Below are 26,702 nucleotides of genomic sequence, written 5' to 3'. Positions count from 1 at the left end.
AGGGACATCCCCGTGAAAGCTGACATCTCCGCAGCCCCCATCGTGACGGTCGGCCAGGTCCGGTTCGGCAACCAGCTTCCGATCTCGGTCATCGCCGGACCGTGTCAGCTGGAGAGCCGCGCGCACGCACTGGAAGTCGCAAGCGCGCTGAAGGAGATCGCCACCCGCCTGAAGATCGGTCTCGTCTACAAGACCTCGTTCGACAAGGCCAACCGCACCAGCGCTTCGGCTGCGCGCGGCGTTGGCTTGCAGGAGGCGTTGCCGATCTTCGCCGAAATCCGCTCCTCGCTCGGCTTGCCCGTGCTGACGGACGTTCATGAACCGGCGCAGTGCGAGCAAGCGGCGCAGGCCGTGGACGTACTGCAGATTCCGGCGTTCCTCTGCCGCCAGACTGACCTGCTGCTCGCGGCGGCGGCGACCGGCAAGGCGGTGAACGTGAAGAAGGGGCAGTTCCTTGCACCTTGGGACATGGCCAATGTCGTGGCCAAGATCACCGGTGGCGGCAATCCGAACGTGCTCGTCACCGAGCGCGGCGCCTCGTTCGGCTACAACACGCTCGTGTCGGACATGCGCGCGCTGCCGATCCTGGCGCGCACCACCGGCGCGCCCGTCATCTTCGATGCCACCCATTCGGTGCAGCAGCCGGGCGGGAAGGGGACGTCATCCGGCGGCGAGCGCGAGTTCGTTCCGGTGCTGGCGCGCGCGGCCGTGGCGGTCGGGGTTGCCGGCGTGTTCATCGAGACCCATCCCGATCCCGACCATGCGCCCTCCGACGGGCCGAACATGGTGCCGCTGCGCGAGTTCGAGGGGCTCGTGAAGCGGCTGATGGCGTTCGATACACTCGCCAAGCAAGCGACGCGGTGACGTCGCCGCTTCCGCCAGCCCTGAACATCATCGCGCTGACGACGTTTGCCGCCAGCCTCTCGGCACGGGCGCTCGACCCCGTGTTGCCGCATGTCGCCGACGAGTTCGGCGTCAGCATCGCCAGCGCGGCCGGTTTCTCGGCGATATTCGCCTTCACTTTCGCCATCGTGCAGCCGGTGCTGGGCGCCGCTGCCGACATGTTCGGCAAGGCACGGCTGATGACCGTTTGCCTGGTGCTGCTCGGCATCGCCAACATTCTCGGCGCGCTGTCGAGCTCCTACGAGATGCTGTTCATCACGCGCATTCTCGGCGGCATCGCCTCCGGCGGCGTGTTCCCGGTTTCGCTGTCGCTGGTCAGCGATCTCGTGGGCCCCGACAAACGGCAGATCGCGATCGGACGCACGCTGGCGGGTTCGATGGCGGGCAATCTGCTCGGTGCGACGCTTTCAGGATTGATCGGCGATCTCCTCGGCTGGCGCGGCGTGCTGGCGCTGCTCGGTGTGCTGGTGATCGGCTCGTCGATCGCGGTGGCGGCAGGATTTCGCGGCGCCGCGCTGGCACGGCCGCCGCGCGCGGATTTATCCGCCGTCCGGCAGGGTTATCGCACCATCTTCTCCAATCCGAACGCAAAAATCTGTTACGCGGCCGTGTTCATCGAGGGCTGCTGCGTGCTCGGCCTGTTTCCCTATGTCGCCTCGTTCCTGTTCGCGCTCGGCGAAACCAGGCTTTCGATATCAGGCATCGTGATCGCGGGCTTTGCCGTCGGCGGTCTGCTCTACACCCTGACGGTCTCGCGTTTCCTGCCGCGGCTCGGCGTGCGCGGCATGATGATCGCGGGCGCAACGCTGGTGGGAATGCAGCTGGTTGCCGTCGCGTTCGGACCGGACTGGAAAGTGCAGCTCGCTTGCCTGCTGCTGATGGGCTGGGGCTTCTACATGATCCACGGCTGCATCCAGGTGTTCGCAAGCGAGCTCTCGGTCGATGCCCGCGCCACCGCGATGGCGCTGCATTCGTTCTTCTTCTTCATGGGGCAGACCGTCGGCCCGATCGCCTACGGCTTCGGCCTCGACAAAGCCGGCAAGATCCCGACCTTGCTGACGGCGGCCGCCATCATGATCGCGCTCGGGTTTGCCTGCGCGAAGCTGCTGCGGCAACGTCAACCCGCCGATTTCGCAGCCGGGTGACGCTCCCGCTTACCCTCAGCGGAACCTTGATGGCACGCGGATTGCTTGAGTTCGTGCGCTATGGATGCCCAAACTTTTCGCACGACTCATACTGACCCGATTGCCCGAAACAGCGGCTACGCCACCGAGCCGCCGCTGCAGCGATTCCTCAGGGAATGCCACGAGGAGTTCAAAGCGGATGGCTCCGGCGCGGTTGCCGACTACATCCCGCAGCTAAAGCAAGCCGATCCTGCGCATTTCGGCATCGGCCTCGTCACCATCGATGGCCATGTCTATGAATCCGGCGACTGTGCCGTGCCTTTCACCATTCAGTCGGTATCGAAGGCGTTTGTTTTCGCGCTGGCGCTCGAGCTGGTCGGCGAAGAACGTGTGTCGGCGGCAATCGGCGTCGAGCCGAGCGGCGACGCCTTCAACTCAATCCGCCTGACCAACGACAACCGGCCGTTCAATCCAATGGTCAATGCCGGCGCTATCGCCTGCTCGGGCCTGATTCATCAGGTTGATGGTCGCGCCGCTTTCGAGCGCGTGCGGGAAAAGCTGAGCCAGTTCGCCGGCCGCGAGCTCGGCGTCGACGATGCCGTGCACGCCTCCGAAGCCGAGACCGGCAACCGAAACCGCGCCATCGCCTGGCTCTTGCGCAACTATTCAGTCGTGCAGGGCGACGTCGATGCCGTGCTCGATACCTATTTCCGGCAATGCGCCATCCTCGTCACCGCGCGCGATCTGGCCGTCATGGCAGCAACGCTCGCCAACCGCGGCGTCAATCCGCTCACCCGCGTGCAGGTGACGACGCCCCATATCGTCGCGCGTACGCTGTCGGTGATGACCAGCTCGGGGATGTACGACTATGCCGGGGAATGGATTTACCGCGTCGGCATCCCCGCCAAGAGCGGGGTCGGTGGCGGAATCGTCGCGGCACTGCCGTCGCAAATGGGGCTCGGCACGTTTTCGCCTTTGCTGGACGATCACTTCAACAGCGTACGGGGCCTGAAGGTGTGCGAGGCGCTGTCGGCGCGTTTCGACCTGCACATGCTCAACCGCAGCGCCGACCTGCGCACCTGCATCATCGCCGACTACGACATTCTCGGCATCTCCTCGCGCCGCAGCCGCCAGCCGCACGAGCAGCAGATCCTCGACGAGCGGCATGGCGACATCCGCGTCGTCGAGCTGGTCGGCGCGCTCAACTTCGCCGCCATCGACTACGTCACGCGGCGGCTCGCCAACGAGCCGCCGAACGCGCCGCTTCTGATCCTCGATTTTCGCCGGGTGCCGGATCTTACCGCCGCCGGCGCACAGTTGCTCGCCGAAAAGTTCACCGTGCTCGGCAATGCCGGCGTCACGGCCATCGTCAGCGGCGTCGAGGCGGACTTGGCCGTCTGGTCCGCCATTCGCAGCCGGGTCGCCGATCCCGGGAAGCTCCGGCACTTTGCAGTGCTCGACGACGCCATCGAATGGGCCGAGGACCAGGTGATCTACCGCTTTGGCGGCTTCACCATCTCGAAGGAGACCGCCCATCTCGGCGAGCAGGCGCTGCTCGCCGATCTCGCACCGGAAGAGATCGCCGCGCTGGCGGAGCTGTCAACCACGCGGCGCTACGAAGTCGGCCAGCGCATCGTCGCGGCGGGCGAACCCGCCAATTCGTTGTTCTTCCTGCAGAGCGGCATGGTCAGCGTGAAGCTGCCGAGCGGCGTGCGGCTCGCCTCGCTCGGGCCCGGCATGGAGTTCGGCGAGATGGCCATCATCGAGCAGCATCGCAGCGCCGACGTCTGGGCGGACACCGAGGTGAAATGCCTCGAGTTGCCGCTCCAGGCATTTGCCGACTACAGCCAGCTGCATCCGCAGATATCGCTCAAGATCATGCGGAACCTGTCGGCGCTGTTGGCACGCCGATTGATCCTCGCCAATGCCAAGGTCGATCTGCTCAGCGCCTACTGACCCGGCAATTCTCGCAGTTGCCGGTCCAGCTGCGCCTGGATGCGGTATCGCATTCGCAGGCCCGCTCGAACTAATCGGGCATGCCGGCCTTGCCGAGCGCCGCCTTGCGGGCCTTCATCCATTCCTCGGCGAATTTGGCGGGGTCGGATGGCGGATTGCCCTTGTTGAAATCGGCCCACGCCGCGAGCAGAAGCTCCTGCCGCTTGAACAGCGCCTTGTTGTGCTTGTCCTGGTCGTCGCTCCAGGCGCCGGCCTCCTTGAGCGCCTTGACCGCACCCGGGTGCACCGGCACCGCCCAATTCTTGGTTTGCCCCTTGACGGCGAGCCCGGCGGCGCCCGGCGCGCCGTCCTTGTAGCCGTCATAGCCTTCGATCAGCGCCTTGGTCAGCATGTAGACGTCGGTTTCGGGCTGGCTCGCATACACGCTGTAGATCGGATAGGGGTAGGTGCCCATCTGGACCGGCTTGTCCTTGAAGTCGCCTGCGCCGCAGGCGGCGGTGTGCTCGGTGAAGTACGGCCCGACCTTGCGGACGCGCTCCCAGCCCGCCTTGTCGGCGTGCGGAAGGGGGGGCCAGACGAGACCGCGCGGCGAGTTTTGCACCTCCCTGGCGGGTCCGGCGATCGTCGACGTGAACGCCGCATCGGCATCGTTGTTCAGGATGCCCTTCCACATCGCGTTGTTGCTTGAGAACTCGACGATCTTGACGTCCTTGGCCGCGAGATCCGCGAAGGCCAGCATCGCGAGCGCATTCTGGTTGAGCGCGGGCGATCCGACGACGAAGCCGATGCGCTTGCCCTTCAGGTCCGCGATCGCTTTCACCCCGACGTCGCCGGCGACTCCGATCGAAAGGCCGTTGCAATCGACCGAACTCAAAGTGGTCTGCAGCGGCTGCGGTCCCCACTCCTTGGTGGCGAACTCGAACAAGCCCTCCTGCGCGAAGAAGACGCCGACGCCCATGGCCGAGAGCGTGGCGCGGCCCGCGCGCAGCGGCTGCAGGCGGGCGACGTCGTTGCCGGCGGGCAGCACGCGCGTGTCGGCGCCGTATTTGTCCTTCATCATCTTGCCGATGGCGACCGTGATGTTGAACCCGGACGTGCCGGTGTCATAGGCGGTCATCGTGATGGTCGGCGGCAGCTTGACCTGCGCCACCGCCGCCGTTGCCGTGACTGCTGTGCCGGCCAGGGCGATCGCCGCAAGCTTGATGACAAAGTTGATCATTCCATTTCCTCCGTTGGGCTGCTCTTACCGAGCCCTTGCCGGACACGATGTGTCGGCGTGGAGGAATTGTGCAGTGTTCAAATTGCCGCGGGAAGAGCCGGGCATTCAGACGAAAGACGAAACGCTACCCCCGCCCGCGATAGGGCGCGACGCCCTGGTCGGGCACCCACAGGCCCTTCGGCAGCCGGCCGGTCTGCCAGAACACGTCGATCGGAATGCCGCCGCGGGGATACCAGTAGCCGCCGATGCGCAGCCATTTCGGCTTGACCTCGCTGGCGATGCGCTTGCCGATCATCACGGTGCAGTCCTCGTGGAAGGCGCCGTGGTTGCGGAAGCTCGCGATGTAGAGTTTCAGCGATTTCGATTCCAGCAGCCAGCGGCCGGGCACGTAGTCGATGACGAGATGGGCGAAGTCCGGCTGTCCCGTCACCGGGCAGAGCGAGGTGAATTCCGGGGCGGTGAACCGCACCACATAATCGGTGCCGGCTTGCGGATTGGGTACGCGGTCGAGCACCGCCTTTTCCGGGCGGTCAGGCCATTGCACGTCGCGGCCGAGTTGCAAGGATTTTTTCGCCATGATCGCCGTCATTGGCGCAATGGCGGCTGACCGTCAACCGTCAAAGCATGATCCGGAAAAGGTTAGATCATGATGCGAAATCGCATCATGATCTAACGCGAGGCGGGATCGGACAGAAAGCGCACCAGCGCGGCGCGGTCGGCGGCATCTTCCACGCTGCGGATCGACATCCACAACCCCGGAAACATCTCCGCAGGGTCGGCCAGGAAACGTTCGAGCCGCTCGGCATCCCAGCGCAGGCCATCGCCATTGGCCTTGCGCAGCACGGGCGAATAGTCGAAGGCGCCATCGCCGCCGACCTTGCGGCCGATCAGCCCGGACAGATTGGGGCCGGGCAGGCCCTGGTCGGCGGGGTCGAGGCTATGACAGGCGCGGCAGGGCGTGAATGTCTTTGCCCCGCTTTCCGCCGCCGCGGCGACGGGAGCGAGGGCCAGCAGCAGGCACGCGAGCAACTTCACGCGACGGTCTGGATCCGCACGAGACGGTTGGTGCCGGACTCGCCGCCCCACACCTCGCCAGGCCTGCCGGCCAGATGCCGCACATTGGCGCCCGACATGTCGCTCGGGAAGGCGTCGAATTTCTCGGTTGCAGGATCGAAGCGCACGATCGCGTTGGCGCCGAAATCGGTGAGCCAGACCTTGTCCTTTTCATCGACATAGACGGCATAGGCGCGGGGATTGCTCCCCGGCAGCTTCCAGGCTTTCCAGGAGCCGTCGGCGGGATCGTGCACCGACACGTTGCCGCTGTTCCACTCGCTGACCCAGATGCGGCCCTTCGAATCCGACCACACCCGCCGCGCGCCCTGGTTCGGCGTCGGCGGCTCGACCACCGTGGCATTGCCGGTGGCGGGATCTATTCTGGCGATGTGGCTGCCGGAAAGCGAGGCGTACCAGACGTCGCCCTTCGGCGTGACCGTGATGCCGTAGGGGCCGCGGCCGCGCGGCGACTTGAACACGGTCATGTCGCCCGATTTCGGATCGAGCCGGCCATAGATGCCGCTGTTTCCCGTGAACCAGTAGATGCCGTTCTTGTCGAACTCGGCCGTGTTGAGATTGGCATACGCGTCCTTCTCCGGCAGGCGGAACAGCCGCACCTTGTGGTCAGAAGGATCGACGCGCGCGATCGCATTCTGTCCGCCCTCGGTGATCCAGAGTGCGCCGTCCGGGCCGACGACGACGCCATGAGGCGCGGCGCCCTTGCCAAGATCGATCTGCTTGTAAGAACCATCGCGCGGATCGAGCCGCCCCAGCGTGCCGTTGCGTTGGCCGCAATACCAGATCGTGCCGTCGGGCGCGGCCGCAGTGTCGCGCGAGCCCGAGCCGGGTGCCACGGGGAAGTATTTCACCCGGAATGGGCCTTCCTGGGCGTGGGAATGACGGAGCAGCGCCGGCGCTGCCACACATGCGGCAGTGGCGGCGAGGAGAAACTTGCGGCGATTCATGGCGTTACCTCGGCTTCTGAAGGGGAAGGTTTCGACGCTTGGATCAACCTGTAAGGAGCATAACGCTACCGCCTCCCAGCGTCGCGCGGAGACCGCGGCGAGGGCGTTCACATTTGCTTGCTCCCCGTGTATGACCCCCGCAAATCCAGCCAACATCTCACCTTTTGGGGACGACGACATGACCGCCATTGTTGACATCATCGGCCGCGAAATCCTGGACAGCCGCGGCAATCCCACGGTCGAGGTCGACGTCGTGCTGGAAGACGGCTCGGTCGGCCGCGCCGCCGTTCCCTCCGGTGCCTCCACCGGCGCCCATGAAGCGGTCGAGCTGCGCGACGGCGACAAGGGCCGCTATCTCGGCAAGGGCGTGCAGCAGGCGGTCGCCGCCGTGAACGGCGAGATCTTCGAGGCGCTGACCGATCACGCCGTCGAGGACCAGGTGCAGATCGACGAGATCATGATCGCGCTCGACGGCACGCCCAACAAGAAGCGGCTCGGGGCCAACGCCATCCTCGGCGTATCGCTCGCCTGCGCCAAGGCGGCGGCGGAATCGCTTCAGATGCCGCTCTATCGTTACGTCGGCGGCACCTCGGCGCGGACGTTGCCGGTGCCGATGATGAACATCATCAATGGCGGCGTGCATGCCGACAACCCGATCGAGTTCCAGGAATTCATGATTATGCCGGTCGGCGCCAAGAGCTTTGCCGAAGGCCTGCGCTGCGGCGCCGAGATCTTCCACACGCTGCGCGGCGAGCTGAAGAAGGCCGGCCACAATACCAACGTGGGCGACGAGGGCGGCTTTGCGCCGAACATCCCGTCGGCGGATGCCGCGCTCGAATTCGTCATGAACGCCATCAACAAGGCCGGCTACAAGGCGGGCGGCGACGTCATGCTGGCGCTCGACTGCGCCTCCACCGAGTTCTTCAAGGACGGCAATTACGTCTATGGCGGCGAGAACAAGACCCGCTCGCGCTCCGAGCAGGCCAAATATCTCGCCGACCTCGTCGCGCGCTATCCGATCGTTTCCATTGAGGACGGCATGTCGGAAGACGACATGGACGGCTGGAAGGAATTGACCGACCTGATCGGCAAGAAGTGCCAGCTGGTCGGCGACGACCTCTTCGTCACCAACGTCAACCGCCTTGCGGAAGGCATCAAGGCCGGCCGCGGCAATTCGATCCTGGTCAAGGTCAACCAGATCGGCACGCTCACCGAGACGCTCGCCGCGGTCGAGATGGCCTTCAAGGCCGGCTACACCGCCGTGATGTCGCACCGCTCCGGCGAGACGGAAGATTCGACCATCGCCGATCTCGCCGTCGCCACCAATTGCGGGCAGATCAAGACCGGCTCGCTGGCGCGCTCCGACCGCACGGCGAAATACAACCAGCTGCTGCGCATCGAGCAGCAGCTCGGCAAGCAGGCGAAGTATGCGGGCAGGGCCGCGCTGAAGGCGCTCGCTTAAGCAGCGAGCCTTTCCGCTTCGGTCAGGTCGATCGCGCCTTCGACGATTTGTCGGCGACCGGACGCTTGGGCGTGGCGGGCTTTTCCTGCGCGGCCTTGCCGTCCGGCTTCTTGGTATCGGCGGCCTTCGGGGCGCCGCGCTTCGACACGTATTCCTGGCCGTCCATCGGCCCGACATGCGGCGGGTCGCGGTCGAGATAGGGACGCCCGATCCCGAAGTCCTTGCCGTTCGCGTCGACCCATTTCCACAGCGCCTCGGTCGAGACCCAGCGCTGCGCGCGCGTCGCGCCCTTGGTGCTGACGATGTCGGCCGCAAGCCCGTGGCCGTAGCCGCCGCGGAAGCTGCCGCCGTGATACGACCGGTCGGATGCCGCCTTCAGGCCGCTGGCGATGGACTGGCGGTAGTCGTCGCGGAACGCGCTGGTGATGCCCGGGGACAGTCCCGCTTTCTCAGCGGCGTAGAGCATGTAGAACAGCTTCATCTTGAAGCTCTTCTCCATGCCGCCGATCACGTAGTCGATCATCGACATGCCGACGCGTTCGGCCGCCTTCGGGTCCTTCCACGTGAAGTCGTTGTTGACGAGGCGTGTGAAGGTCTTCGTCACCTTGACCAGCTTGCCCTTCTTGTTCCGTACCGTCACCTTGCGGCGCTCGTGCTCCTTCGTGGTGTCCTGCTTGGGCGTGCGCTCGTAGAGCGCCCACAGGAACTGGTCGATACAGGCCTCGGCCACCAGGCACTCGCCGACGATTTCGATGCGGTCCGGAACCTCCGCGGCATCCGGCGGCGGCGCTGGATCGGCCACGCTCGCAGCGGCGCTGGTGGCCGCCTGCACGGCCGTTTCCTGCGGCAAGACTTCGGCCGGATCGCTCAGCGCGGCCACGACGACGGGTTGCGGCTTCTCGGCTTGCGGCTTCTCGGCTTCGTGACTTTCGCCGGCACTCACATCGACGGAGGTTGCCGGGTCGCTCAGCGCAGCCACGACCACGGTCGGGGGCTTTTCGGCTTGCTGGCTTTCCCGGCTTCTTGCATCGATGGAGACCTCCGCCAGCAGGTCGGCAGCCGCAGCCACTTCGGCAAGATTGATGGGCGGATCGGCTGATGCCATGACTTGGGGAGCCCGGGGCATTTGCGGCACGGCCAGCACCGCCTTGGCGTTGGCAGCCAATGAGGGGGCGAGGCGATCTACGACGCGCACCGCGGCGGCGTTCTCAGCCGAACCGATGCAGCCAACCAGCACGACAAGACCGCCGCCGAAAACCAGCGTCGGCCACATTTCAACTGCCATTCGCCGCGGGTTCATGATCACAGCCTCCAAGGGCGCATCTTGATTCCGACTACGCAGCACGAAACGCCGCCGATGTTTCGGCTCACAATGTGCCCGCGCAAGGGCGGAGAATACGGAAATCCGATGTTTCGGGGAACTGTTGCCGCACTGCAACGCGATTCCGTCCCTAATTGGGACGGGCCGCGTAGAGCGGATCGCCGGGAGCGGGGGAGAACACCGGCTTCCAGCCCGTCACCTTCTGAAATGCGTATACGTCATAGACGATGCCGCGCCAGGCGAGGTCGGCTTGCCCGGCCGCTTGCAGTGTGGCGGCGGCTCCATTCCACACACCGGCTCTCGGATTGTCCTTCGGCGCGACATAGAGTCCGACCGCGCCGTCGAGCGCCGGATTGGGCAAGCCGATATAGCGGGCGCGCTCGTTGATCTGCACCACGGGCACCGCGTCGCGCAGGTGCCAGCGCAGCATCGAATACATGCGATAGTCCGACGTCACGAACCAGCGCGCGCCGATCTCATTGCGCTTGTTCTCGGCGGCAGCAACCACATCGCCAAAGCGGGCTTCCTTGCCGATTGGATCGTTCCTGCCGAGATAATTGCCGCTTCCAAAGATGTAGTAGGCGTGCGCGGCGGCGACGAACGCGATGCCGGATGCGGTGGCGAAAGCGAGGAAGGCGGGGCTATCCTGCGCCATACGCGACTGCGGCGCTTGCTGCCGCCATTGCTTCAGATTGATGGCGACGCAGGCAAAGCCGATCGGCCAGACCAGCAGCGGCCAGCTGTCGCCGACGCGCGCGGAGAAGCTACGGTACAGAAAGAACAACAGCGGGAAGATCACGGCGGTCGAGAGCAGGATCGAAACCGGATCGCGGCTGCGATAGCCGCGCACCGCAAGCATCGATGCGCCGACCAGTACGATCGGCAGCAGGAGAACGCCGACCAGCGCGAACTGCTGGCCGATGAAATCCGCAACGAAGCGCGCCGACCAGGTGGAAACCTGCGGCGGCCGGTCGAGCTGGAATTTGAACGAGGCCCAGTCGTGCGTCGCGTTCCAGTAGAGCACCGGCGAGAAGACCAATAGCGCCAGCGCAGCGCCGATCCAGAAATACGGGCTTGCAAGCTGCCGCTTGCGCCATGCCGGCACGAGCACGAAGGCGAGGATCGCGGGGACGAGGAGCACCGCGGTGTATTTTGCCGACAGCGCGAGGCCCCCGAACAAGCCGGCGGGAATCCACCAGCGCTGCTCGCCGGACTGCGCCAGGCGCACCAGCGACCAGATCATCAGCAGCTCGCACGGGATCAACGCGGTGTCGGGCGCGATCTTCGCCATCATCAGTCCGTAATGCGGCGCGGCTTCCGTCATCAGCACGGCGGCAACGACGTAGCGCCAGTCGCAAACGACGCGCCACACGATGTCGGCCAGCACCGCTTGCATGACCAGCATCGCAAGCAGCCCCGGAAAGCGAACGCCGAAATTGCTGTCGCCGAACAGCGCCGTGCCGAAGCGTACGAACCAGGCGATCAGCGGCGGGTGGTCGAGGAAGGAAACGGCATTCTCCTTTGACCACGTCCAGTAATAGGCTTCGTCCACCCGAAGCTCGATGCTGACGGCAAAGATTCCACGCAGCACGGTCAGGCCGGCCACGACAGCCACGCACAGCGCGATCTGGAGCGCAGGCGAACTAAGTTTGAAACGGGACGACAACATGGACGGTGGCATGCAAGGGCGTGAGCGAAATCGCTGATGGCGGCTGGACATCATTGCCGGGCGCGACCATATCGACAATGTTCTTAGGCATGTAAAGGCGGACCGGCCGTGAGATGCCGGATGGCAGGGAGGAAAAGAGTATGGGTGACGGCAACAGCGGGCTTCAACTGCGTACGCTGCTCAAGAAAAGTGGCGAGCTCGAACTATCGCTGGCGAATGTGCCGACGCCGGAGCCGGCCGAGGACGAAGTGGTGGTCCGCGTCGAGGCGGCGCCGATCAATCCATCCGATCTCGGCCTCCTGATCGGGCCTGCCGACATGGCGTCGGCGAAACTATCCGGCACCAGGGAGGCGCCGGTCATCACCGCAAAGATGCCGGAAGGGGCGATGCGCATGATGGCGGCGCGGCTCGATCAATCGTTGCCGGTCGGCAACGAGGGAGCCGGCACGGTAATCAAGACCGGCTCTTCCGATGCCGCCAAAGCGCTGATGGGCAAGACGGTCTCGGCGATCGGCGGCGCGATGTATTCGCAGTATCGCGTCATGAAGGTGCGCGACGTCATGGAATTGCCTGCGGGCACCACGGCCGCGGACGGCGCGTCCTGGTTCGTCAATCCGCTGACCGCACTCGGCATGACCGAGACCATGCGCCGCGAGAACCACAAGGCGCTGGTGCACACGGCGGCCGCCTCCAATCTCGGCCAGATGCTGAACAAGATCTGCATCAAGGACGGCGTCGGCCTCGTCAACATCGTGCGCAGCCAGGAGCAGGCCGCCATCCTGAAGAAGATCGGCGCCAAATACGTCGTCGATTCCACTTCGCCGACCTTCATGGACGATCTCACCAATGCGCTGGTCGAGACCGGCGCGACCATCGCGTTTGACGCCATCGGCGGCGGCAAGCTGGCAAGCCAGATCCTCACCGCGATGGAGATCGCGGCCAACAAGACCGCGAAGGAATACAGCCGCTACGGCTCCAACGTGTACAAGCAGGTCTACATCTACGGCAGCCTCGACAACCGCCCGACCGAGCTGACCCGCGCCTTCGGCCTGACCTGGGGCGTCGGCGGCTGGCTCTTGACGCCGTTCCTGCAGAAGATCGGCCCCGCCGAGATCGGCCGCCTGCGCCAGCGCGTGGCGTCGGAGCTGAAGACCACCTTCGCCAGCCACTACACCAAGGTGGTGTCGCTGGCCGAGACGCTCGATCCGGCCAACATCGCCGTCTACAACAAGCGATCGACCGGCGAGAAATTCCTGATCGACCCGAGCAAGTGACGGCAGCAATCCGGATATCAGGCCGCTCCCAGGGGGCGGCCTCTTTCCCGGCAATCGCATTTTTCCAAACGCTGCGTTTCCCGAAACCCGCTTTCATGCACTTGCATCCATCTCGCGGGGACGCTAGGTGAGGGCAGCCCACCGTTCTCAAACAGGGAAGTCCCATGGCCCATACCATCGTCACTATCGTCGGCAGCCTGCGCAAGGAGGCCTTTTCGCTCAAGGTCGCCAACGCGATGGCGAAGCTCTCGCCGTCTTCGCTGAAGCTCGACGTCACCACGCTGGGAGGGATTTCCTTCTTCAACCAGGATCTCGAGGCCAATCCGCCGGCGGACTGGCTTTCCTTCCGGGAGAAGATCCAGAAGTCGGACGGCGTGCTGTTCGTCACCCCGGAATACAACCGCTCGATCCCGGGCGTCCTGAAGAACGCCATCGACGTCGCCTCGCGTCCCTATGGCAGGAGCTCGTTCCTGGGCAAGCCGACCGGCATCGTCTCCAACTCGCCGGGCGCGCTCGGCGGCGTTGCCGCGGCAAAACACCTGCAGAACATCCTGCCGGGCATCTCCGGCCCGATCCTCGGCCAGCCCGAGATTTACCTCAACGGGATCGGCGACGCCTTCAACGACAAGGGCGAGCTGGTCAAGGAGCCCGTGCAGAAGGTGCTGCAGCAATATCTCGAGGCTTACGCCGGCTTCGTCGAGAAGTGGAACGGGGGCATTTAGCACTCCATTAACCCTGTGGCCCCATCTTGGGGCCGCCATGGTCTCGCGTAACCGCCTCAAATCGTTTCTCACCGGGCTCGCCCTCTACACGATGGCGGGGCTCTTGGTCGGTTACTTCGGCGTCAACGCCTATACCGGCAAATACGGGCTCAACGCCCGCCAGGAGCTCGACCAGGAGATCGTCGCGCTGACCTCCGAGCTGGTGCGGCTCAAGCGCGAGCGCGCCGAGGGCGAGCAGCGGGTGTCGCTGCTGCGCTCCGGCCAGATCGATCCCGACATGCTCGACGAGCGTGCGCGCTTCCAGCTCGACTATGCCAATCCGCGCGACCTGGTCCGGGTCGTCCGGTCCAAGTGATGGCTACCGCAACTATCGCTGTTGAGCTAAGTCTCGGAGCTTCTCCACTGCCTCGGTTCCATAAAGACGCTTTCGCGTGCTATCCTCACTTATCGTAAGTATGGGGGTCGGATAGGGATAGTTCATATCCTCGGGAGCTTCCAAAACAGTGACGTTCCTTGCGCTGAGAATTTCTCGAAGAGCCACAATCAGATTCCGCAGCTCAGCCAAGTCTTTCTGTTGAATGGTGACAGCCAACTGCATGGGAGCCTCTAAGGTTTTGTCCGAATCAGTTCTTTTAGCGTTTTCACTTTTTGGACTACCGCTTCAGTTTGTCCAATTCCCATTGAGCCAGCCGGAGGGAAACGCTTCCCTACAAAATCGTCTGGATCCCATTCGGGCTTCTGCCAAATGTTGCACATGATCCCAAGCGGTACAGCTGTTTGAATTTCCTCGTTCACTCCGCGAGTGATTCGGTCTTCCCCTGGCGGTTTGGGGCAAACGATCGCTAGCGATTCGGATTGAAGAACCAATCTTCGATCTCGCCATCCAACGTCAGTTCGAACTGTTCTGAGGGCACCATCAATTTGCTCTCTCGGAAATTCCCTTTGTCCGGTCAAGCTCGGCAGAATAGGAAGTTCACTATTTCCCCATAGTTCTTCCAGGTTCCAGCGATCGTTCGTGCAATCAAATTTTATTGTCCCCATTTCCTGCGGGGTGGCGTCCGTTTTGAAGACAATTGGCAGTTCGTCGATTGAAAGCGGCGAAATGAATGAGCGATTGCGGTTGGTGCTCATTTCGGCAGCAGCCAGCTGATGGGCTTGATTTATCACCTCGATGAACGACCTATCATCCTCCTTGGCCGCCATCTCCCGCGGAGCGCTAATTGGAAATGAAAGGTAGGTGACGGGAGCGTTGAAAACCAGCAGGTTTATGACCGCGTCTATGTTGTTCCCGGTCGCACAAAGAATGTGGCGAGCTCTCGGATTGGCAGTATGTGACAGGATCAAATCGCCGAGCAATTGCTCCGCTCGCCGCGCGACCAGCAACTGCTCAAAGCTGGGCCGCCCCTTGATTTCCTGTCCAGCCGCCCGCGCCTCCGTTCGACTCCACATTTGATAAACGTCGTCGATCAACGAGATTATCAACGTCGGCTGAAAGTCATCGCAAATGCTTGGAATGTGAACTGGGCTTCGCAACCCAATCGGGTTGCTCACGTAAGTGGCGTGGAGAGCGAGTATGGTATTCTCTCCGTCTAGTCGCTTCTTGAAGTCTTCCCAGCCTCTTCGCCAAGTCGTTGCTTGCTGCGATATATCTTGGGCTAGAAAGACGGTCCAATTCTTTACATTCAGATGTTGCTTTAGGTGTTCATTCTCGAAGTCGACGAAGCGATAGGAGTGACCAAGCAAATTCTGCATCCGCTTGCAAACGCGCTGCATGGCGGTTGCCTTATCGACCCCCGTTGGCCCAAGCAACAGAACTCGCTTATGCAGGTTGCCCCCCGGCATTCCTACTACCTCCTAGGGAAATCTGGACGACAATTAAACTTCGGTCAAGCTGCTATCAGTAGTGGTGGTCCGAACTTCGACTGTGCTTTTCTGCGGTGTTTTCTCTGAGACCCAACGGGCCAAGGTCGGCGCATTCCCCTGGACCGCCTGCCTCCTGTTTCGAAAGTCGAATTGATCCCGGTCAAATGGAATGGCACCTCCGCGCTCTAGGTTTGGGTCAGGGAGGCAACCCAGGCGATGAAGGGGCAAAAGCTCGCTCATCATTCGGCGCGCGTGGAGGCGGCAATCGCATCGGGCGAGGCCGCGAAGTCCTCGCTTGTCGCCTCTTGGTGCCGTTCCTCAAAACTGCATCGCCTCGACCCCGCCGGCCTGCGCCTGCCGCAACGGCTGTCCGACGCCGAGCTTGCCGCCGTGCGGCAGCGCGTCGAACCTTTGCTGCGTGCCTCCCAGGGCGCGATGGATCGCCTCTATCAGGCCGTTGGAGCCGCAGGCTGCTGCGTGCTGCTGGCCGACCGCGACGGCGTGCCGGTCGACCGCCGCGGCGTCGCCGCCGATGACGAGACGTTCCGCTCCTGGGGCCTGTGGACCGGCGCGGTCTGGAGCGAGGCGCAGGAAGGCACCAACGGCATCGGAACCTGCCTCGTCGAGCAACGCCCGCTCACCATCGACCGCGACCAGCACTTCTTCACCCGCAATACGGAGCTGAGCTGCACCGCCGTTCCCGTCTACGATGCGGACGCGAAGCTGGCCGGCGTTCTCGACGTCTCCTCCTGCCGCGCCGACCGGACCGATGCCTTCACCGGATTGATTGCGCTGGCGGCGGGCGAAGCGGCCCGGCGCATCGAGGCGGAGCTTTTCCGCACCGCCTTTGCCGAGGCGCGCATCCTGCTGGTGCCGTCGCCGGACGGGCAGGGCAGCGGCCTGCTCGCCGTCGATTCCGACGATCTCGTCATCGGCGCGACGCGGTCGGCGCGCCTCGCCCTCGGCCTCACCGGTGACCGGCCGCTGCGCCCGGTGCCGGCGGCCGACCTGCTCGGCGGGACGGCTCCCGCGCAGGACCAGCTCGGCGGCGTGCAGCGCGGCGTGCTGCAGCGGGCGCTGTCGCGCAGCCAGGGTAATGTGTCCGCAGCCGCCAGGGCGCTCGGCGTCAGCCGCGCGACGCTGCATCGCAAGCTCAAGCTGCTCGAGCTGAAGCAGCACTGAACGCGCTGCCCCGCGCCACCGATCGCCGTCCGCACCTGTCGCAGATTTGCGACAGGTCTCGAGGGCGACCTGCCTTCCCCCCGCTGACAACGATCCGCGCTCGCAACATGTTCGCGCCACGCCGCACGCGAAGCCGCCCGGCGATATCAGACACAACACAGCGGGAGTGAACGATGAACAAGCCTGAATTCCTCACGACCACCAAGCCGCCCTTCGCCGAGCGGTACGACAATTTCATCGGCGGCCAGTGGGTCGCCCCGAAGTCGGGCAAGTATTTCGACAACATCTCGCCGGTCACCGGACAGGTGGTCTGCAAGATCGCGCGATCGGACGCGCAGGACATCGAGGCGGCGCTCGATGCCGCCCATATCGCCAAGGAAGCCTGGGGGCGAACCAGCGTCGTCGAGCGCGCCATCATCCTCAACCGCATCGCCGACCGCATGGAAGCCAACCTAGAGATGCTCGCGGTGGCCGAGACTTGGGACAACGGCAAGCCGATCCGCGAGACGCGCGCCGCCGACCTTCCGCTCGCCATCGACCATTTCCGCTATTTCGCCGGCGTCGTGCGCGGCCAGGAAGGTAGCCTCGCCGAGATCGACCAAGACACGGTCGCCTATCACTACCATGAGCCGCTCGGCGTGGTCGGCCAGATCATCCCCTGGAACTTCCCGCTGCTGATGGCGTGCTGGAAGCTCGCGCCGGCGCTGGCTGCCGGCAACTGCGTCGTGCTCAAACCGGCCGAACAGACGCCGGCCTCGATCATGGTGTGGGCGGAACTGATCGCCGACCTGCTGCCGCCCGGCGTCCTCAACATCGTCAACGGCTTTGGCCTGGAAGCCGGCAAGCCGCTGGCGTCCAGCCCGCGGATCGCAAAAATCGCTTTCACCGGCGAGACCACGACGGGCCGGCTGATCATGCAATATGCCAGCCAGAACCTCATTCCCGTCACGCTGGAGCTCGGCGGCAAGTCGCCGAATATCTTCTTCAAGGACGTCGTCGCCGAAGACGACGATTTCCTCGACAAGGCCATCGAAGGCTTCGTCATGTTCGCGCTGAACCAGGGCGAAGTCTGCACCTGTCCGAGCCGTGCGCTGGTGCACGAATCGATCTACGAGCGCTTCATGGAGAAGGCGCTGGCCCGCGTTGCCGCCATCGTGCAGGGCGATCCGCGGAACCCCGCCACCATGATCGGTGCGCAGGCCTCGAACGAGCAGCTGGAGAAAATTCTTTCCTATATCGACATCGGCAAGAAAGAAGGTGCTCAGCTGCTCACCGGAGGCGCGCGCGCCATGCTGCCCGGCGATCTCTCCGGCGGCTTCTACGTGCAGCCGACCGTGTTCCACGGCAACAACAAGATGCGGATCTTCCAGGAGGAGATCTTCGGCCCCGTCGTGTCGGTCACGACCTTCAAGACCGATGACGAGGCGCTGGCGATCGCCAACGACACGCTCTACGGCCTCGGCGCCGGTGTCTGGAGCCGCGACGCCAACCGCTGCTACCGCTTCGGCCGCGCGATCCAGGCCGGCCGCGTCTGGACCAATTGCTACCACGCCTATCCCGCGCACGCGGCGTTCGGCGGCTACAAGCAGTCGGGCATCGGTCGCGAGACCCACAAGATGATGCTCGATCACTACCAGCAGACCAAGAATCTGCTGGTTAGCTACAGCCCGAAGAAGCTCGGCTTCTTCTGAGACTGGAGTTGTTCTGAGACTGGACCACTCAGACTGGACTTGGCGGCGCGGCGAGTTTCGCCACGCCGCCTTTTTTCCGTCACGAAACGAAATTCTGCGCAGTCCGCCAAATCGATTCCAATATTTTCAATTCGTTGTTTCGCGCTGCAGTGCGGCATAGCAATATTCCCGCCAACACCGGCAATTCCTTTCGCGGCGTTTTGAGTTGGGTTAGAGAGGGCTTCCCACATTCTCTATCCCGGAAATATTCATGGCCGCACCGAAGAAAGCCGTCGCCAAGGATTCAGGTCAGGAAAAGGGAGCAAGCTCTCCCCCGGAGTTCACCAAAGAGCAGGAGCTGAAGGCGCTGCGCGACATGCTCCTGATCCGCCGTTTCGAGGAAAAGGCGGGCCAGCTCTACGGCATGGGTGCGATCGGCGGCTTTTGTCATCTCTATATCGGCCAGGAAGCGGTCGTCGTCGGCATGCAGATGGCGCTCAAGCCCGGTGACCAGGTCATAACCGGATACCGCGACCACGGGCACATGCTCGCCACCGGCATGACCGCCAACGGCGTGATGGCCGAGCTGACCGGACGCCGCGGCGGCTATTCCAAGGGCAAGGGCGGCTCCATGCACATGTTCAGCATGGAGAAGCATTTCTACGGCGGCCACGGCATCGTCGGCGCCCAGGTCTCGCTCGGCACGGGTCTGGCCTTCGCCAATCGCTATCGCGGCAACGACAACGTCTCGCTCGCCTATTTCGGCGACGGCGCCGCCAATCAGGGCCAGGTCTACGAAAGCTTCAACATGGCGGAGCTGTGGAAGCTGCCCGTCGTCTACGTGATCGAGAACAACCGCTATGCCATGGGCACCGCGGTGTCGCGCGCCTCGGCGCAGCAGGACTTCTCCAAGCGCGGCGCTTCCTTCAACATTCCCGGCAAGCAGGTCGACGGCATGGATGTGCGCGCCGTGAAGGCTGCGGCCGACGAGGCGGTCGCCTGGTGCCGCGCCGGCAAAGGCCCCTACATCCTGGAAATGCAGACCTACCGCTATCGCGGCCACTCGATGTCTGACCCGGCGAAATACCGCACCCGCGAGGAGGTGGAAAAAGTCCGCCACGATTCCGATCCGATCGAGCAGGTACGCAATCGCCTCCTGGCCGCCAAGGTCGGCGAGGATGAATTGAAGAAGATCGATGCCGAAGTGCGCGAGATCGTCAACGCCTCCGCCGACTTCGCCCAGAAGGATCCCGAGCCCGATCCGTCGGAGCTTTGGACCGACATCTACCGCTAAAGCGCAGTCTTAGAGCATGATCCCGACCCGGAGGGCCACGTTAGTGCAAAGTGGAGACCGGTTTTCGGACAAGATCATGCTCAAACAAAAGAAGTTTCCGGAGCCACCATGCCGATTCAAGTTCTGATGCCTGCGCTGTCGCCCACGATGGAGAAGGGCAACCTCGCCAAATGGCTGAAAAAAGAGGGCGAGACCATCAAGTCCGGCGACGTCATCGCCGAGATCGAAACCGACAAGGCGACCATGGAGGTCGAGGCGACCGATGAGGGCACGCTCGGCAAGATCCTGATTCCGGAAGGCACCGCGGACGTCGCCGTCAACACGCCGATCGCGATGATCCTGGCCGACGGCGAGAACGCCGCCGATCTCGCCAAGGCGCCGGCCGCGCCCGCGCCGAACGTCGCGCAGGAAGTTGCAGAGTCGAAGTCGCCGGTCGGCGAAGGCAAGCCTGCGATCTCGGCGCCGCCTCATCCCACTGCGCCGACATCCGTCAGCGAGCCCGAGCCGGAAGTGCCTGCCGGCACCGAGTTCATCACGCAGACCATCCGCGAGGCGTTGCGCGATGCGATGGCCGAGGAAATGCGCCGCGACCCCGATGTGTTCATCATGGGCGAGGAGGTCGCCGAATATCAGGGCGCCTACAAGGTGACGCAGGGCCTGCTGCAGGAATTCGGCGCGCGCCGCGTCATCGACACGCCCATCACCGAGCACGGCTTTGCCGGCGTCGGCGTCGGTGCTGCGATGACGGGGTTAAAACCCATCGTCGAGTTCATGACCTTCAACGTCGCCATGCAGGCGATCGACCAGATCATCAACTCCGCCGCCAAGACGCTCTACATGTCCGGCGGCCAGATGGGCTGCTCGATCGTGTTCCGCGGCCCGAACGGCGCGGCCGCCCGCGTTGCCGCACAGCACAGCCAGGATTATTCGGCCTGGTACTCGCAGATCCCCGGCCTGAAGGTGATCGCGCCGTTCTCGGCCGCCGACTACAAGGGCCTCTTGAAGGCCGCGATCCGCGATCCCAACCCCGTCATTTTCCTCGAGAACGAGGTGCTCTACGGCCATACCGGCGAGGTGCCGAAGCTCGACGATTACGTCGTGCCGATCGGCAAGGCGCGCGTGGTGCGCAAGGGCAAGGACGTCACCATCGTCTCCTGGTCGATGGGCATGAGCTATGCGCTGAAGGCCGCCGACGAGCTCGCCAAGCAAGGCATCGAGGCCGAGGTCGTTGATCTGCGCACGCTGCGCCCGATGGACACCGAGACCATCGTCGCCTCCGTGAAGAAGACCGGCCGCGCGGTGACCGTGGAGGAAGGCTGGCAGCAGTCCGGCATCGGCGCCGAAGTCGCCGCGCGCATCATGGAGCACGCCTTCGATTATCTCGATGCGCCGGTCGCGCGCGTCTCCGGCAAGGACGTGCCGATGCCCTATGCGGCGAACCTCGAGAAGCTTGCACTGCCTTCCGTCGCCGAGGTGGTCGAGGCCGCCAAGGCCGTCTGCTACCGGTAAGCCGCCATGGCAGGCCCGAACGAGCAGCCATTGCCGCCCGACGTGGTCGGCCGCGAGGACGCCACCGAGGTGCTGCGCGCCTTCGTCGTCGACGGCGGCCTGTCGATCGCGTTCACACGCGCCTTCGAGGAGCCCGGCATGTGGGGCTTGCTCCTCGTCGACATCGCCCGCCACGCCGCGCGCGCCTACGCGCGGGAATCCGTAATGTCCGAGGAGGAAGCGCTGGCGCAGATCCTCGACATGTTCGAAGCCGAAATCGCGCGTCCGACCGACACGGGCAACACCACGCCGCGGTCGCAACAAGGTCACTGACGATGCCAATCAACATTCTGATGCCTGCACTGTCGCCCACGATGGAAAAGGGCAACCTTGCCAAGTGGCTCAAGAAGGAGGGCGACAAGGTTAAGTCCGGCGACGTCATCGCGGAGATCGAGACCGACAAGGCGACCATGGAGGTCGAGGCGGTCGACGAGGGCACTATCGCGAAGATCCTGGTGCCCGAGGGTACGGCCGACGTTCCCGTCAACGACGTCATCGCGATTCTGGCCGGCGACGGTGAGGACGTGAAGGCGGCGGCCAGCGGTGGTGGTGCGCCGGCGCCGAAGCCTGCGGCTGCACCGGCGCCAGCCGCGGCTCCCGCCGCGGCCGCAGCACCGGCTCCTGCGCCTTCCGCAAAGGCTCCGCCGCCTCCCGCTGCCGCGCCGGCGCCGGCCCCCGCCGCGCAGGCCAACGGCCACGGGCGCATCTTCTCCTCACCGCTGGCGCGACGTCTTGCGAAAGACGCCGGCATCGATCTTTCCCGCATCACCGGATCGGGCCCGCATGGCCGCGTCATCGCCCGCGACGTCGAGGGCGCGAAATCCGGCAAGGGCCTGAAGGCGCCGGCGGCAGCACCGGGCGCCGCGCCCGCCATCGCGCCTGCGATGAGCGACCAGCAGATCCTCGCGCTGTTCGAGCCGGGCTCCTACGACATCGTCCCGCATGACGGCATGCGCCGCACCATCGCCCAGCGCCTGACCGCGGCGACGCAGAGCATCCCGACCTTCTACCTCACCATCGACTGCGACATCGGCCGGCTGCTGGATGCGCGCGAGCAGATCAACGCCGCCGCGCCGAAGGACAAGGAAAAGAAGCCGCTCTACAAGCTCTCGGTCAACGACTTCGTCATCAAGGCCCTTGCAGTGGCGCTGCAGCAGGTGCCGGATTGCAATGTCAGCTGGACCGAAGCCGGCATGGTCAAACACAGGCATTCCGACGTCGGCGTTGCCGTGGCGATGCCCGGCGGGCTCATCACGCCGATCATCCGCAATGCCGAGACCAAGTCGCTGTCGACGATTTCCAACGAGATGAAGGACCTCGCCGCCCGCGCGCGCACGCGCAAGCTCAAGCCGCAAGAGTACCAGGGCGGCACCTCGTCGGTCTCCAACCTCGGCATGTTCGGCATCAGCCACTTCACCGCCGTGATCAACCCGCCGCAATCGACCATCCTCGCGGTCGGCGCCAGCGAGGAGCGGGCGGTGGTGCGGAACGGCAAGATCGAGGCCGCCCACATCATGAGCGCGACGCTGTCCTGCGATCACCGCGCCATCGACGGCGCGCTCGGCGCCGAGCTGATCGGCGCGTTCAGGCGGCTGATCGAGAACCCCGTGATGATGATGGTGTGAGGATTTACGTCATTGCGAGCGAAGCGAAGCAATCCAGCTTTGCCGCAGCAAAGAAAGCTGGATTGCTTCGTCGCTCCGCTCCTCGCAATGACGGCAAGAAGTCGATCCGGTTCAAGATGAAATGAGCGCATAGACCATGGCCGACACATCCTTCGACGTCATCATCATCGGCTCCGGTCCCGGCGGCTATGTCACGGCGATCCGCGCGGCGCAGCTCGGCTTCAAGACCGCGATCGTGGAAAAATCCTATCTCGGCGGCATCTGCCTGAACTGGGGCTGCATCCCGACCAAGGCGCTCTTACGCTCGGCCGAGATCTACCATTACATGCAGCACGCCAAGGATTACGGCCTCTCCGCGGAGAAGGTTTCCTTCGATCCCAAGGCCGTGGTGCAGCGCTCGCGCGGGGTGTCGAAGCGTCTCAACGACGGCGTCGGCTTCCTGATGAAGAAGAACAAGGTGCAGATCATCTGGGGCGAGGCCTCGATCGACGCGCCCGGTAAGGTCACCGTGAAGAAATCCGCGGTCGAGGCGCCGAAGGGCGCAGCCGGCGAGGGCACTTATCAGGCCAAGCACATCATTCTTGCCACCGGCGCGCGGCCGCGCGTGTTGCCGGGGCTCGAGCCCGACAAGAAGCTGGTCTGGACCTATTTCGAGGCGATGGTGCCGGAGCGCATGCCGAAATCGCTGCTGGTGGTCGGGTCAGGTGCGATCGGCATCGAGTTCGCCTCGTTCTTCCACACCATGGGAAGCGACGTCACCGTCGTCGAAGTGCTGCCGCAGATCCTGCCGGTCGAGGACGCCGAGATCGCAGGGCTCGCGCGCAAGCGCTTCGAGAAGATGGGCATCAAGATCCACACCAACACCAAGGTGACGAAGCTCGACAAGAAGAGCGACAGCGTGGTCGCCACCATCGATGACGGCAAGGGCAAGACCCAGGCGGTCGAGTTCGAGCGGGTGATTTCCGCGGTTGGCGTGGTCGGCAATATCGAAGGCCTTGGCCTCGAAAAGCTCGGCGTCAAGACCGACCGCGGCGTCGTCGTGGTCGACGGCTACGGCAAGACCAACGTCCCCGGCATCTACGCCATCGGCGACGTCGCCGGGCCCCCGATGCTGGCGCACAAGGCCGAGCATGAAGGCGTGGTTTGCGTGGAGGCCATCAAGGGTCTGCATCCGCACGCGATGGACAAGAACCTCATTCCCGGCTGCACCTATTGCCACCCGCAGATCGCTTCCGTCGGCCTGACCGAGGCGCGCGCGAAAGAAGGTGGCCGCGAAATCCGCGTCGGCCGCTTCCCCTTCGTCGGCAACGGCAAGGCGATCGCGCTCGGCGAGGACCAGGGCCTGATCAAGGTCGTGTTCGACAAGAAGACCGGGCAACTGCTCGGCGCCCACATGATCGGCGCCGAGGTCACCGAGCTGATCCAGGGCTACGTGGTGGCGATGAATCTCGAGACGACAGAGGAAGAGCTGATGCACACCGTCTTCCCGCATCCGACGCTGTCGGAGATGATGAAGGAAGCCGTGCTCGACGCCTACGGCCGGGTGCTGAATATTTAGTCCAACTGTCATTGCGAGGAGTGCAGCGACGAAGCAATGACGGCTGACAGAGACGAGCGAGGAAGAAGAAACGTGAAAGACAACGACAACCTCACCATCGAACGGCCGACGTTCGTGACCCATCTCGAATGCGCGATGGAAGGCGATCATTATGCCGCCGACCAGGTGCACAATCTCTCCAGGGCCGGCAAGCCGCTGCTCGTCCGCTACGACCTCGCCGGTGTGAAGAAGGCGCTCACCAAGGAGGCGCTTGGCGACCGTCCCGCCGACATGTGGCGCTACCGCGAGCTGCTGCCGGTGCGGAAAACAGCCGACATCGTCAGCCTCGGCGAAGTGACGACGCCGCTGATCCGGCTGCCGAAGCTTTCCAAAAAGCTCGGCGGCGGCGAGATCATCGTCAAGGATGAAGGCCGCCTGCCGACCGGCTCGTTCAAGGCGCGCGGCCTCGTGATGGCGGTGTCGATGGGCAAGGCGCTCGGGATCAAGCATATGGCGATGCCGACCAACGGCAATGCGGGGGCGGCGCTCGCCGCCTATGCCACCGCCTGCGGCATCAAGACCACGATCTTCTGCCCGGCGGACACGCCGGAGGTGAACGTCAGCGAGATCGAGCTGCAGGGCGCCACCGTCTACCGCGTCAACGGCCTGATCGACGACTGCGGCAAGATCGTCGGCGAGGGCAAAGCCAAGGCCGGCTGGTTCGACACCTCGACGCTGAAGGAGCCGTACCGCATCGAGGGCAAGAAGACGATGGGGCTGGAGCTCGCCGAGCAGCTCGGCTGGGACGTGCCCGACGTGATCTTCTATCCCACGGGCGGCGGCACCGGACTGATCGGCATGTGGAAGGCCTTTGCCGAGCTCGAGGCCATCGGCTTCATTGGCAGCAAGCGCCCGCGCATGGTGGCGGTGCAGGCTTCCGGCTGCGCGCCGATGGTGCGTGCATTTGAAGCTGGCACCGAGCACGCCCCGCGCTGGGAGGATGCCCACACTATCGCCGCCGGCATCCGCGTGCCGCAGGCGATCGGGGATTTTCTCATCCTGCGCGCCGTGCGCGAGAGCAAGGGATTCGCCATTGCGGTGGAGGACGAGAAGATTTCTGCTGCGCTCAACGAGGTGGCGCGCGAGGAGGGGCTTTTGCTTTGCCCTGAGGGCGCTGCAACATACGCCGCCTACAAGCAGAGTCTGGCCGAAGGTCGAGTTGCCAGGACCGACCGGGTGATGCTTTTTAATTGCGCGACAGGGCTTAAATATCCGCTGCCGAAGGTGGAGCGCACGCTCGATCGCCACAAGCCGATCGACTACGCTAAACTGTAACGGCCGTCATTGCGAGCGAAGCGAAGCAATCCATCATGCGGCATCGGAAGCATGGATTGCTTCGTCAGCGGAGTTTATCATCGGGCGCGCGTTCGCGCGACCCGTTGGCTCCTCGCAATGACGATGGTGGTCGTCTCAGGGAGGCAGTGATGCGAAGACTCGTTCTGGCCGTATTTGCAGCTCTCGCCTTCGCCCTTCCGGCATCGGCCCAAAACTTCCCCACGCGCGCCATCACCATCATCGTGCCGTTCTCCGCCGGCGGCCCGTCGGACGCCATGGCGCGCATTCTGGCCGAGCGGATGAAGATCACCCTCGGCGAATCCGTGCTGGTCGAGAACGTGACCGGCGCGGGCGGCTCGATCGGCGTCGGCCGCGCGGCGAAATCTGCACCGGACGGCTACACCATCTCCTTCGGCCATCTCGGCACCCATGTCGCCAACGGCGCGATCTACAAGCTCAATTACGACCTCGTCGGCGATCTCGAGCCGGTGGTACTGCTACCGAGCAACAGCATGGTCATCGTCAGCAAGAACGCAGTGCCGGCAAAGACGCTGAAGGAATTCATCGACTGGCTGAAGGCAAGGTCATCGCCGGCCGCCGCCGGCACCGCGGGCGCGGGCTCCGGCAGCCACATCGCCGGGCTCTATTTCGCCAACCTCGCCGGTATCAAGCTGCAATACGTGCCCTATCGCGGCACGGGGCCTGCGATGAACGACCTCGTCGCCGGTCAGATCGATCTTATCGTCGACCAGCTCTCCAACTCGATCCAGCAGGTGCGCGCCGGCAACATCCGCGCCTATGCCGTCACCGGTCCCAAGCGCGTCGGCTCCGCCTCCGACATTCCGACGGTGGACGAAGCCGGGCTGCCCGGTTTCCACATGAGCCTGTGGTCGGGCCTGTGGGTGCCCAAGGGCACGCCGAAGGACGTCATTGCGAAGCTGAATGCCGCCGCCGTGGAGGCGATGAACGATCCCGCCGTG

General features: G+C 64.3%; 24 protein-coding genes. 16 read left to right on the top strand and 8 right to left on the bottom strand.

The features are described 5' to 3' along the window. The first annotated feature begins 12 nt into the window (after positions 1-12). From kdsA to glsA, 3 genes are read left to right on the top strand one after another with little or no spacing between them, the layout of a single operon-like run. Positions 13-864 carry a 3-deoxy-8-phosphooctulonate synthase gene (gene kdsA, locus ACT4OC_RS18775; RefSeq protein WP_444840527.1) on the top strand — a complete coding sequence of 284 codons (852 nt, stop codon included), beginning with the start codon at positions 13-15 and terminating at the stop codon, positions 862-864. Further along, positions 861-2,048 carry an MFS transporter gene (locus ACT4OC_RS18770; protein WP_444840526.1) on the top strand — a complete coding sequence of 396 codons (1,188 nt, stop codon included), beginning with the start codon at positions 861-863 and terminating at the stop codon, positions 2,046-2,048. Before kdsA ends, ACT4OC_RS18770 begins: the two co-directional genes overlap by 4 nt. A 60-nt stretch (positions 2,049-2,108) precedes the next feature. Next, complete coding sequence (gene glsA / locus ACT4OC_RS18765) at positions 2,109-3,983, top strand: glutaminase A (protein WP_444840525.1); 1,875 nt, start codon at positions 2,109-2,111, stop codon at positions 3,981-3,983. Positions 3,984-4,053: 70 nt separating this feature from the next. Here the strand turns inward: glsA and ACT4OC_RS18760 are convergent, their stop codons facing one another. From ACT4OC_RS18760 to ACT4OC_RS18745, 4 genes are all read right to left on the bottom strand, one after another. Then, positions 4,054-5,202 (bottom strand): TAXI family TRAP transporter solute-binding subunit, encoded by a 1,149-nt coding sequence (locus tag ACT4OC_RS18760; protein WP_444840524.1) that lies wholly within the window; start codon positions 5,200-5,202, stop codon positions 4,054-4,056. 124 nt (positions 5,203-5,326) lie between these two features. Next, the gene (queF, locus tag ACT4OC_RS18755; protein ID WP_444840523.1) at positions 5,327-5,791 is read right to left on the bottom strand and encodes a preQ(1) synthase; all 465 of its coding nucleotides are present in this window, start codon (positions 5,789-5,791) and stop codon (positions 5,327-5,329) included. 80 nt (positions 5,792-5,871) lie between these two features. Then, the gene (locus ACT4OC_RS18750; protein WP_444840522.1) at positions 5,872-6,237 is read right to left on the bottom strand and encodes a c-type cytochrome; all 366 of its coding nucleotides are present in this window, start codon (positions 6,235-6,237) and stop codon (positions 5,872-5,874) included. Beyond that, positions 6,234-7,220, bottom strand: a complete 987-nt coding sequence (locus tag ACT4OC_RS18745; protein WP_444840521.1) for a Vgb family protein — start codon at positions 7,218-7,220, stop codon at positions 6,234-6,236. The genes ACT4OC_RS18750 and ACT4OC_RS18745 overlap by 4 nt, the downstream gene beginning before the upstream one ends. Before the next feature lie 178 nt (positions 7,221-7,398). Between ACT4OC_RS18745 and eno the strand changes: the two genes are divergently transcribed. Further along, positions 7,399-8,682, top strand: coding sequence for a phosphopyruvate hydratase (gene eno, locus ACT4OC_RS18740; RefSeq protein ID WP_444840520.1), 1,284 nt, complete (start codon positions 7,399-7,401; stop codon positions 8,680-8,682). 22 nt (positions 8,683-8,704) lie between these two features. Here eno and ACT4OC_RS18735 read toward each other — a convergent pair whose 3' ends face one another. Both ACT4OC_RS18735 and ACT4OC_RS18730 read right to left on the bottom strand, forming a co-directional pair. After that, positions 8,705-9,982 carry a hypothetical protein gene (locus ACT4OC_RS18735; protein ID WP_444840519.1) on the bottom strand — a complete coding sequence of 426 codons (1,278 nt, stop codon included), beginning with the start codon at positions 9,980-9,982 and terminating at the stop codon, positions 8,705-8,707. Between the two features lie 151 nt (positions 9,983-10,133). Beyond that, positions 10,134-11,618 (bottom strand): glycosyltransferase family 39 protein, encoded by a 1,485-nt coding sequence (locus ACT4OC_RS18730; RefSeq protein ID WP_444840518.1) that lies wholly within the window; start codon positions 11,616-11,618, stop codon positions 10,134-10,136. Between the two features lie 194 nt (positions 11,619-11,812). On the opposite strand from ACT4OC_RS18730, the gene ACT4OC_RS18725 reads away from it, so the two are divergent. The 3 genes from ACT4OC_RS18725 (at position 11,813) to ACT4OC_RS18715 (ending at position 14,023) form a co-directional block, all read left to right on the top strand. Then, positions 11,813-12,946: a zinc-binding dehydrogenase gene (locus tag ACT4OC_RS18725; RefSeq protein WP_444840517.1), complete on the top strand. Its 1,134-nt coding sequence runs from the start codon at positions 11,813-11,815 to the stop codon at positions 12,944-12,946. 164 nt (positions 12,947-13,110) lie between these two features. Beyond that, positions 13,111-13,668, top strand: coding sequence for an NADPH-dependent FMN reductase (locus ACT4OC_RS18720; RefSeq protein ID WP_444840516.1), 558 nt, complete (start codon positions 13,111-13,113; stop codon positions 13,666-13,668). A 37-nt stretch (positions 13,669-13,705) separates the two neighbouring features. After that, entirely contained in the window at positions 13,706-14,023 is a 318-nt protein-coding gene (locus ACT4OC_RS18715; RefSeq protein WP_444840515.1) for an FtsB family cell division protein, read from the top strand. A gap of 251 nt (positions 14,024-14,274) precedes the next feature. Here the strand turns inward: ACT4OC_RS18715 and ACT4OC_RS18710 are convergent, their stop codons facing one another. Then, complete coding sequence (locus ACT4OC_RS18710; protein ID WP_444840514.1) at positions 14,275-15,510, bottom strand: hypothetical protein; 1,236 nt, start codon at positions 15,508-15,510, stop codon at positions 14,275-14,277. 237 nt (positions 15,511-15,747) lie between these two features. Here ACT4OC_RS18710 and ACT4OC_RS18705 point away from each other — a divergent pair, with 237 nt between their 5' ends. After that, complete coding sequence (locus ACT4OC_RS18705) at positions 15,748-16,713, top strand: GAF domain-containing protein (RefSeq protein WP_444840513.1); 966 nt, start codon at positions 15,748-15,750, stop codon at positions 16,711-16,713. A 173-nt stretch (positions 16,714-16,886) separates the two neighbouring features. Continuing rightward, positions 16,887-18,404 (top strand): aldehyde dehydrogenase, encoded by a 1,518-nt coding sequence (adh, locus tag ACT4OC_RS18700; protein ID WP_444840512.1) that lies wholly within the window; start codon positions 16,887-16,889, stop codon positions 18,402-18,404. On the opposite strand, the gene ACT4OC_RS18695 is transcribed toward adh, so the two are convergent. Continuing rightward, on the bottom strand, positions 18,374-18,634 hold the full coding sequence (locus ACT4OC_RS18695; protein WP_444840511.1) for a hypothetical protein: 261 nt from the start codon (positions 18,632-18,634) through the stop codon (positions 18,374-18,376). The genes adh and ACT4OC_RS18695 overlap by 31 nt on opposite strands. Positions 18,635-18,654: 20 nt before the next feature. Here ACT4OC_RS18695 and pdhA point away from each other — a divergent pair, with 20 nt between their 5' ends. From pdhA to ACT4OC_RS18660, 7 genes are all read left to right on the top strand, one after another. Next, complete coding sequence (pdhA, locus tag ACT4OC_RS18690; RefSeq protein ID WP_444840510.1) at positions 18,655-19,677, top strand: pyruvate dehydrogenase (acetyl-transferring) E1 component subunit alpha; 1,023 nt, start codon at positions 18,655-18,657, stop codon at positions 19,675-19,677. A gap of 108 nt (positions 19,678-19,785) precedes the next feature. Further along, on the top strand, positions 19,786-21,186 hold the full coding sequence (locus tag ACT4OC_RS18685; RefSeq protein ID WP_444840509.1) for a pyruvate dehydrogenase complex E1 component subunit beta: 1,401 nt from the start codon (positions 19,786-19,788) through the stop codon (positions 21,184-21,186). Between the two features lie 6 nt (positions 21,187-21,192). Next, positions 21,193-21,498, top strand: a complete 306-nt coding sequence (locus ACT4OC_RS18680) for a DUF5076 domain-containing protein (RefSeq protein ID WP_444840508.1) — start codon at positions 21,193-21,195, stop codon at positions 21,496-21,498. Between the two features lie 2 nt (positions 21,499-21,500). Further along, the gene (locus ACT4OC_RS18675; protein ID WP_444840507.1) at positions 21,501-22,850 is read left to right on the top strand and encodes a pyruvate dehydrogenase complex dihydrolipoamide acetyltransferase; all 1,350 of its coding nucleotides are present in this window, start codon (positions 21,501-21,503) and stop codon (positions 22,848-22,850) included. A gap of 136 nt (positions 22,851-22,986) precedes the next feature. Then, positions 22,987-24,408 carry a dihydrolipoyl dehydrogenase gene (gene lpdA / locus ACT4OC_RS18670; protein ID WP_444840506.1) on the top strand — a complete coding sequence of 474 codons (1,422 nt, stop codon included), beginning with the start codon at positions 22,987-22,989 and terminating at the stop codon, positions 24,406-24,408. Positions 24,409-24,480: 72 nt separating this feature from the next. Beyond that, complete coding sequence (locus ACT4OC_RS18665) at positions 24,481-25,722, top strand: threonine synthase (RefSeq protein WP_444840505.1); 1,242 nt, start codon at positions 24,481-24,483, stop codon at positions 25,720-25,722. 149 nt (positions 25,723-25,871) lie between these two features. Next, positions 25,872-26,702: tripartite tricarboxylate transporter substrate-binding protein (locus tag ACT4OC_RS18660; RefSeq protein WP_444840504.1), on the top strand; the 831-nt coding region annotated here is incomplete at its 3' end.

The sequence above is a fragment of the Bradyrhizobium sp. genome (genome assembly GCF_052389815.1).
GTDB lineage: Bacteria > Pseudomonadota > Alphaproteobacteria > Rhizobiales > Xanthobacteraceae > Bradyrhizobium.
Note: the sequence above shows the minus strand (reverse complement) of the source record. Positions and strands in the feature narration are given on the sequence as shown.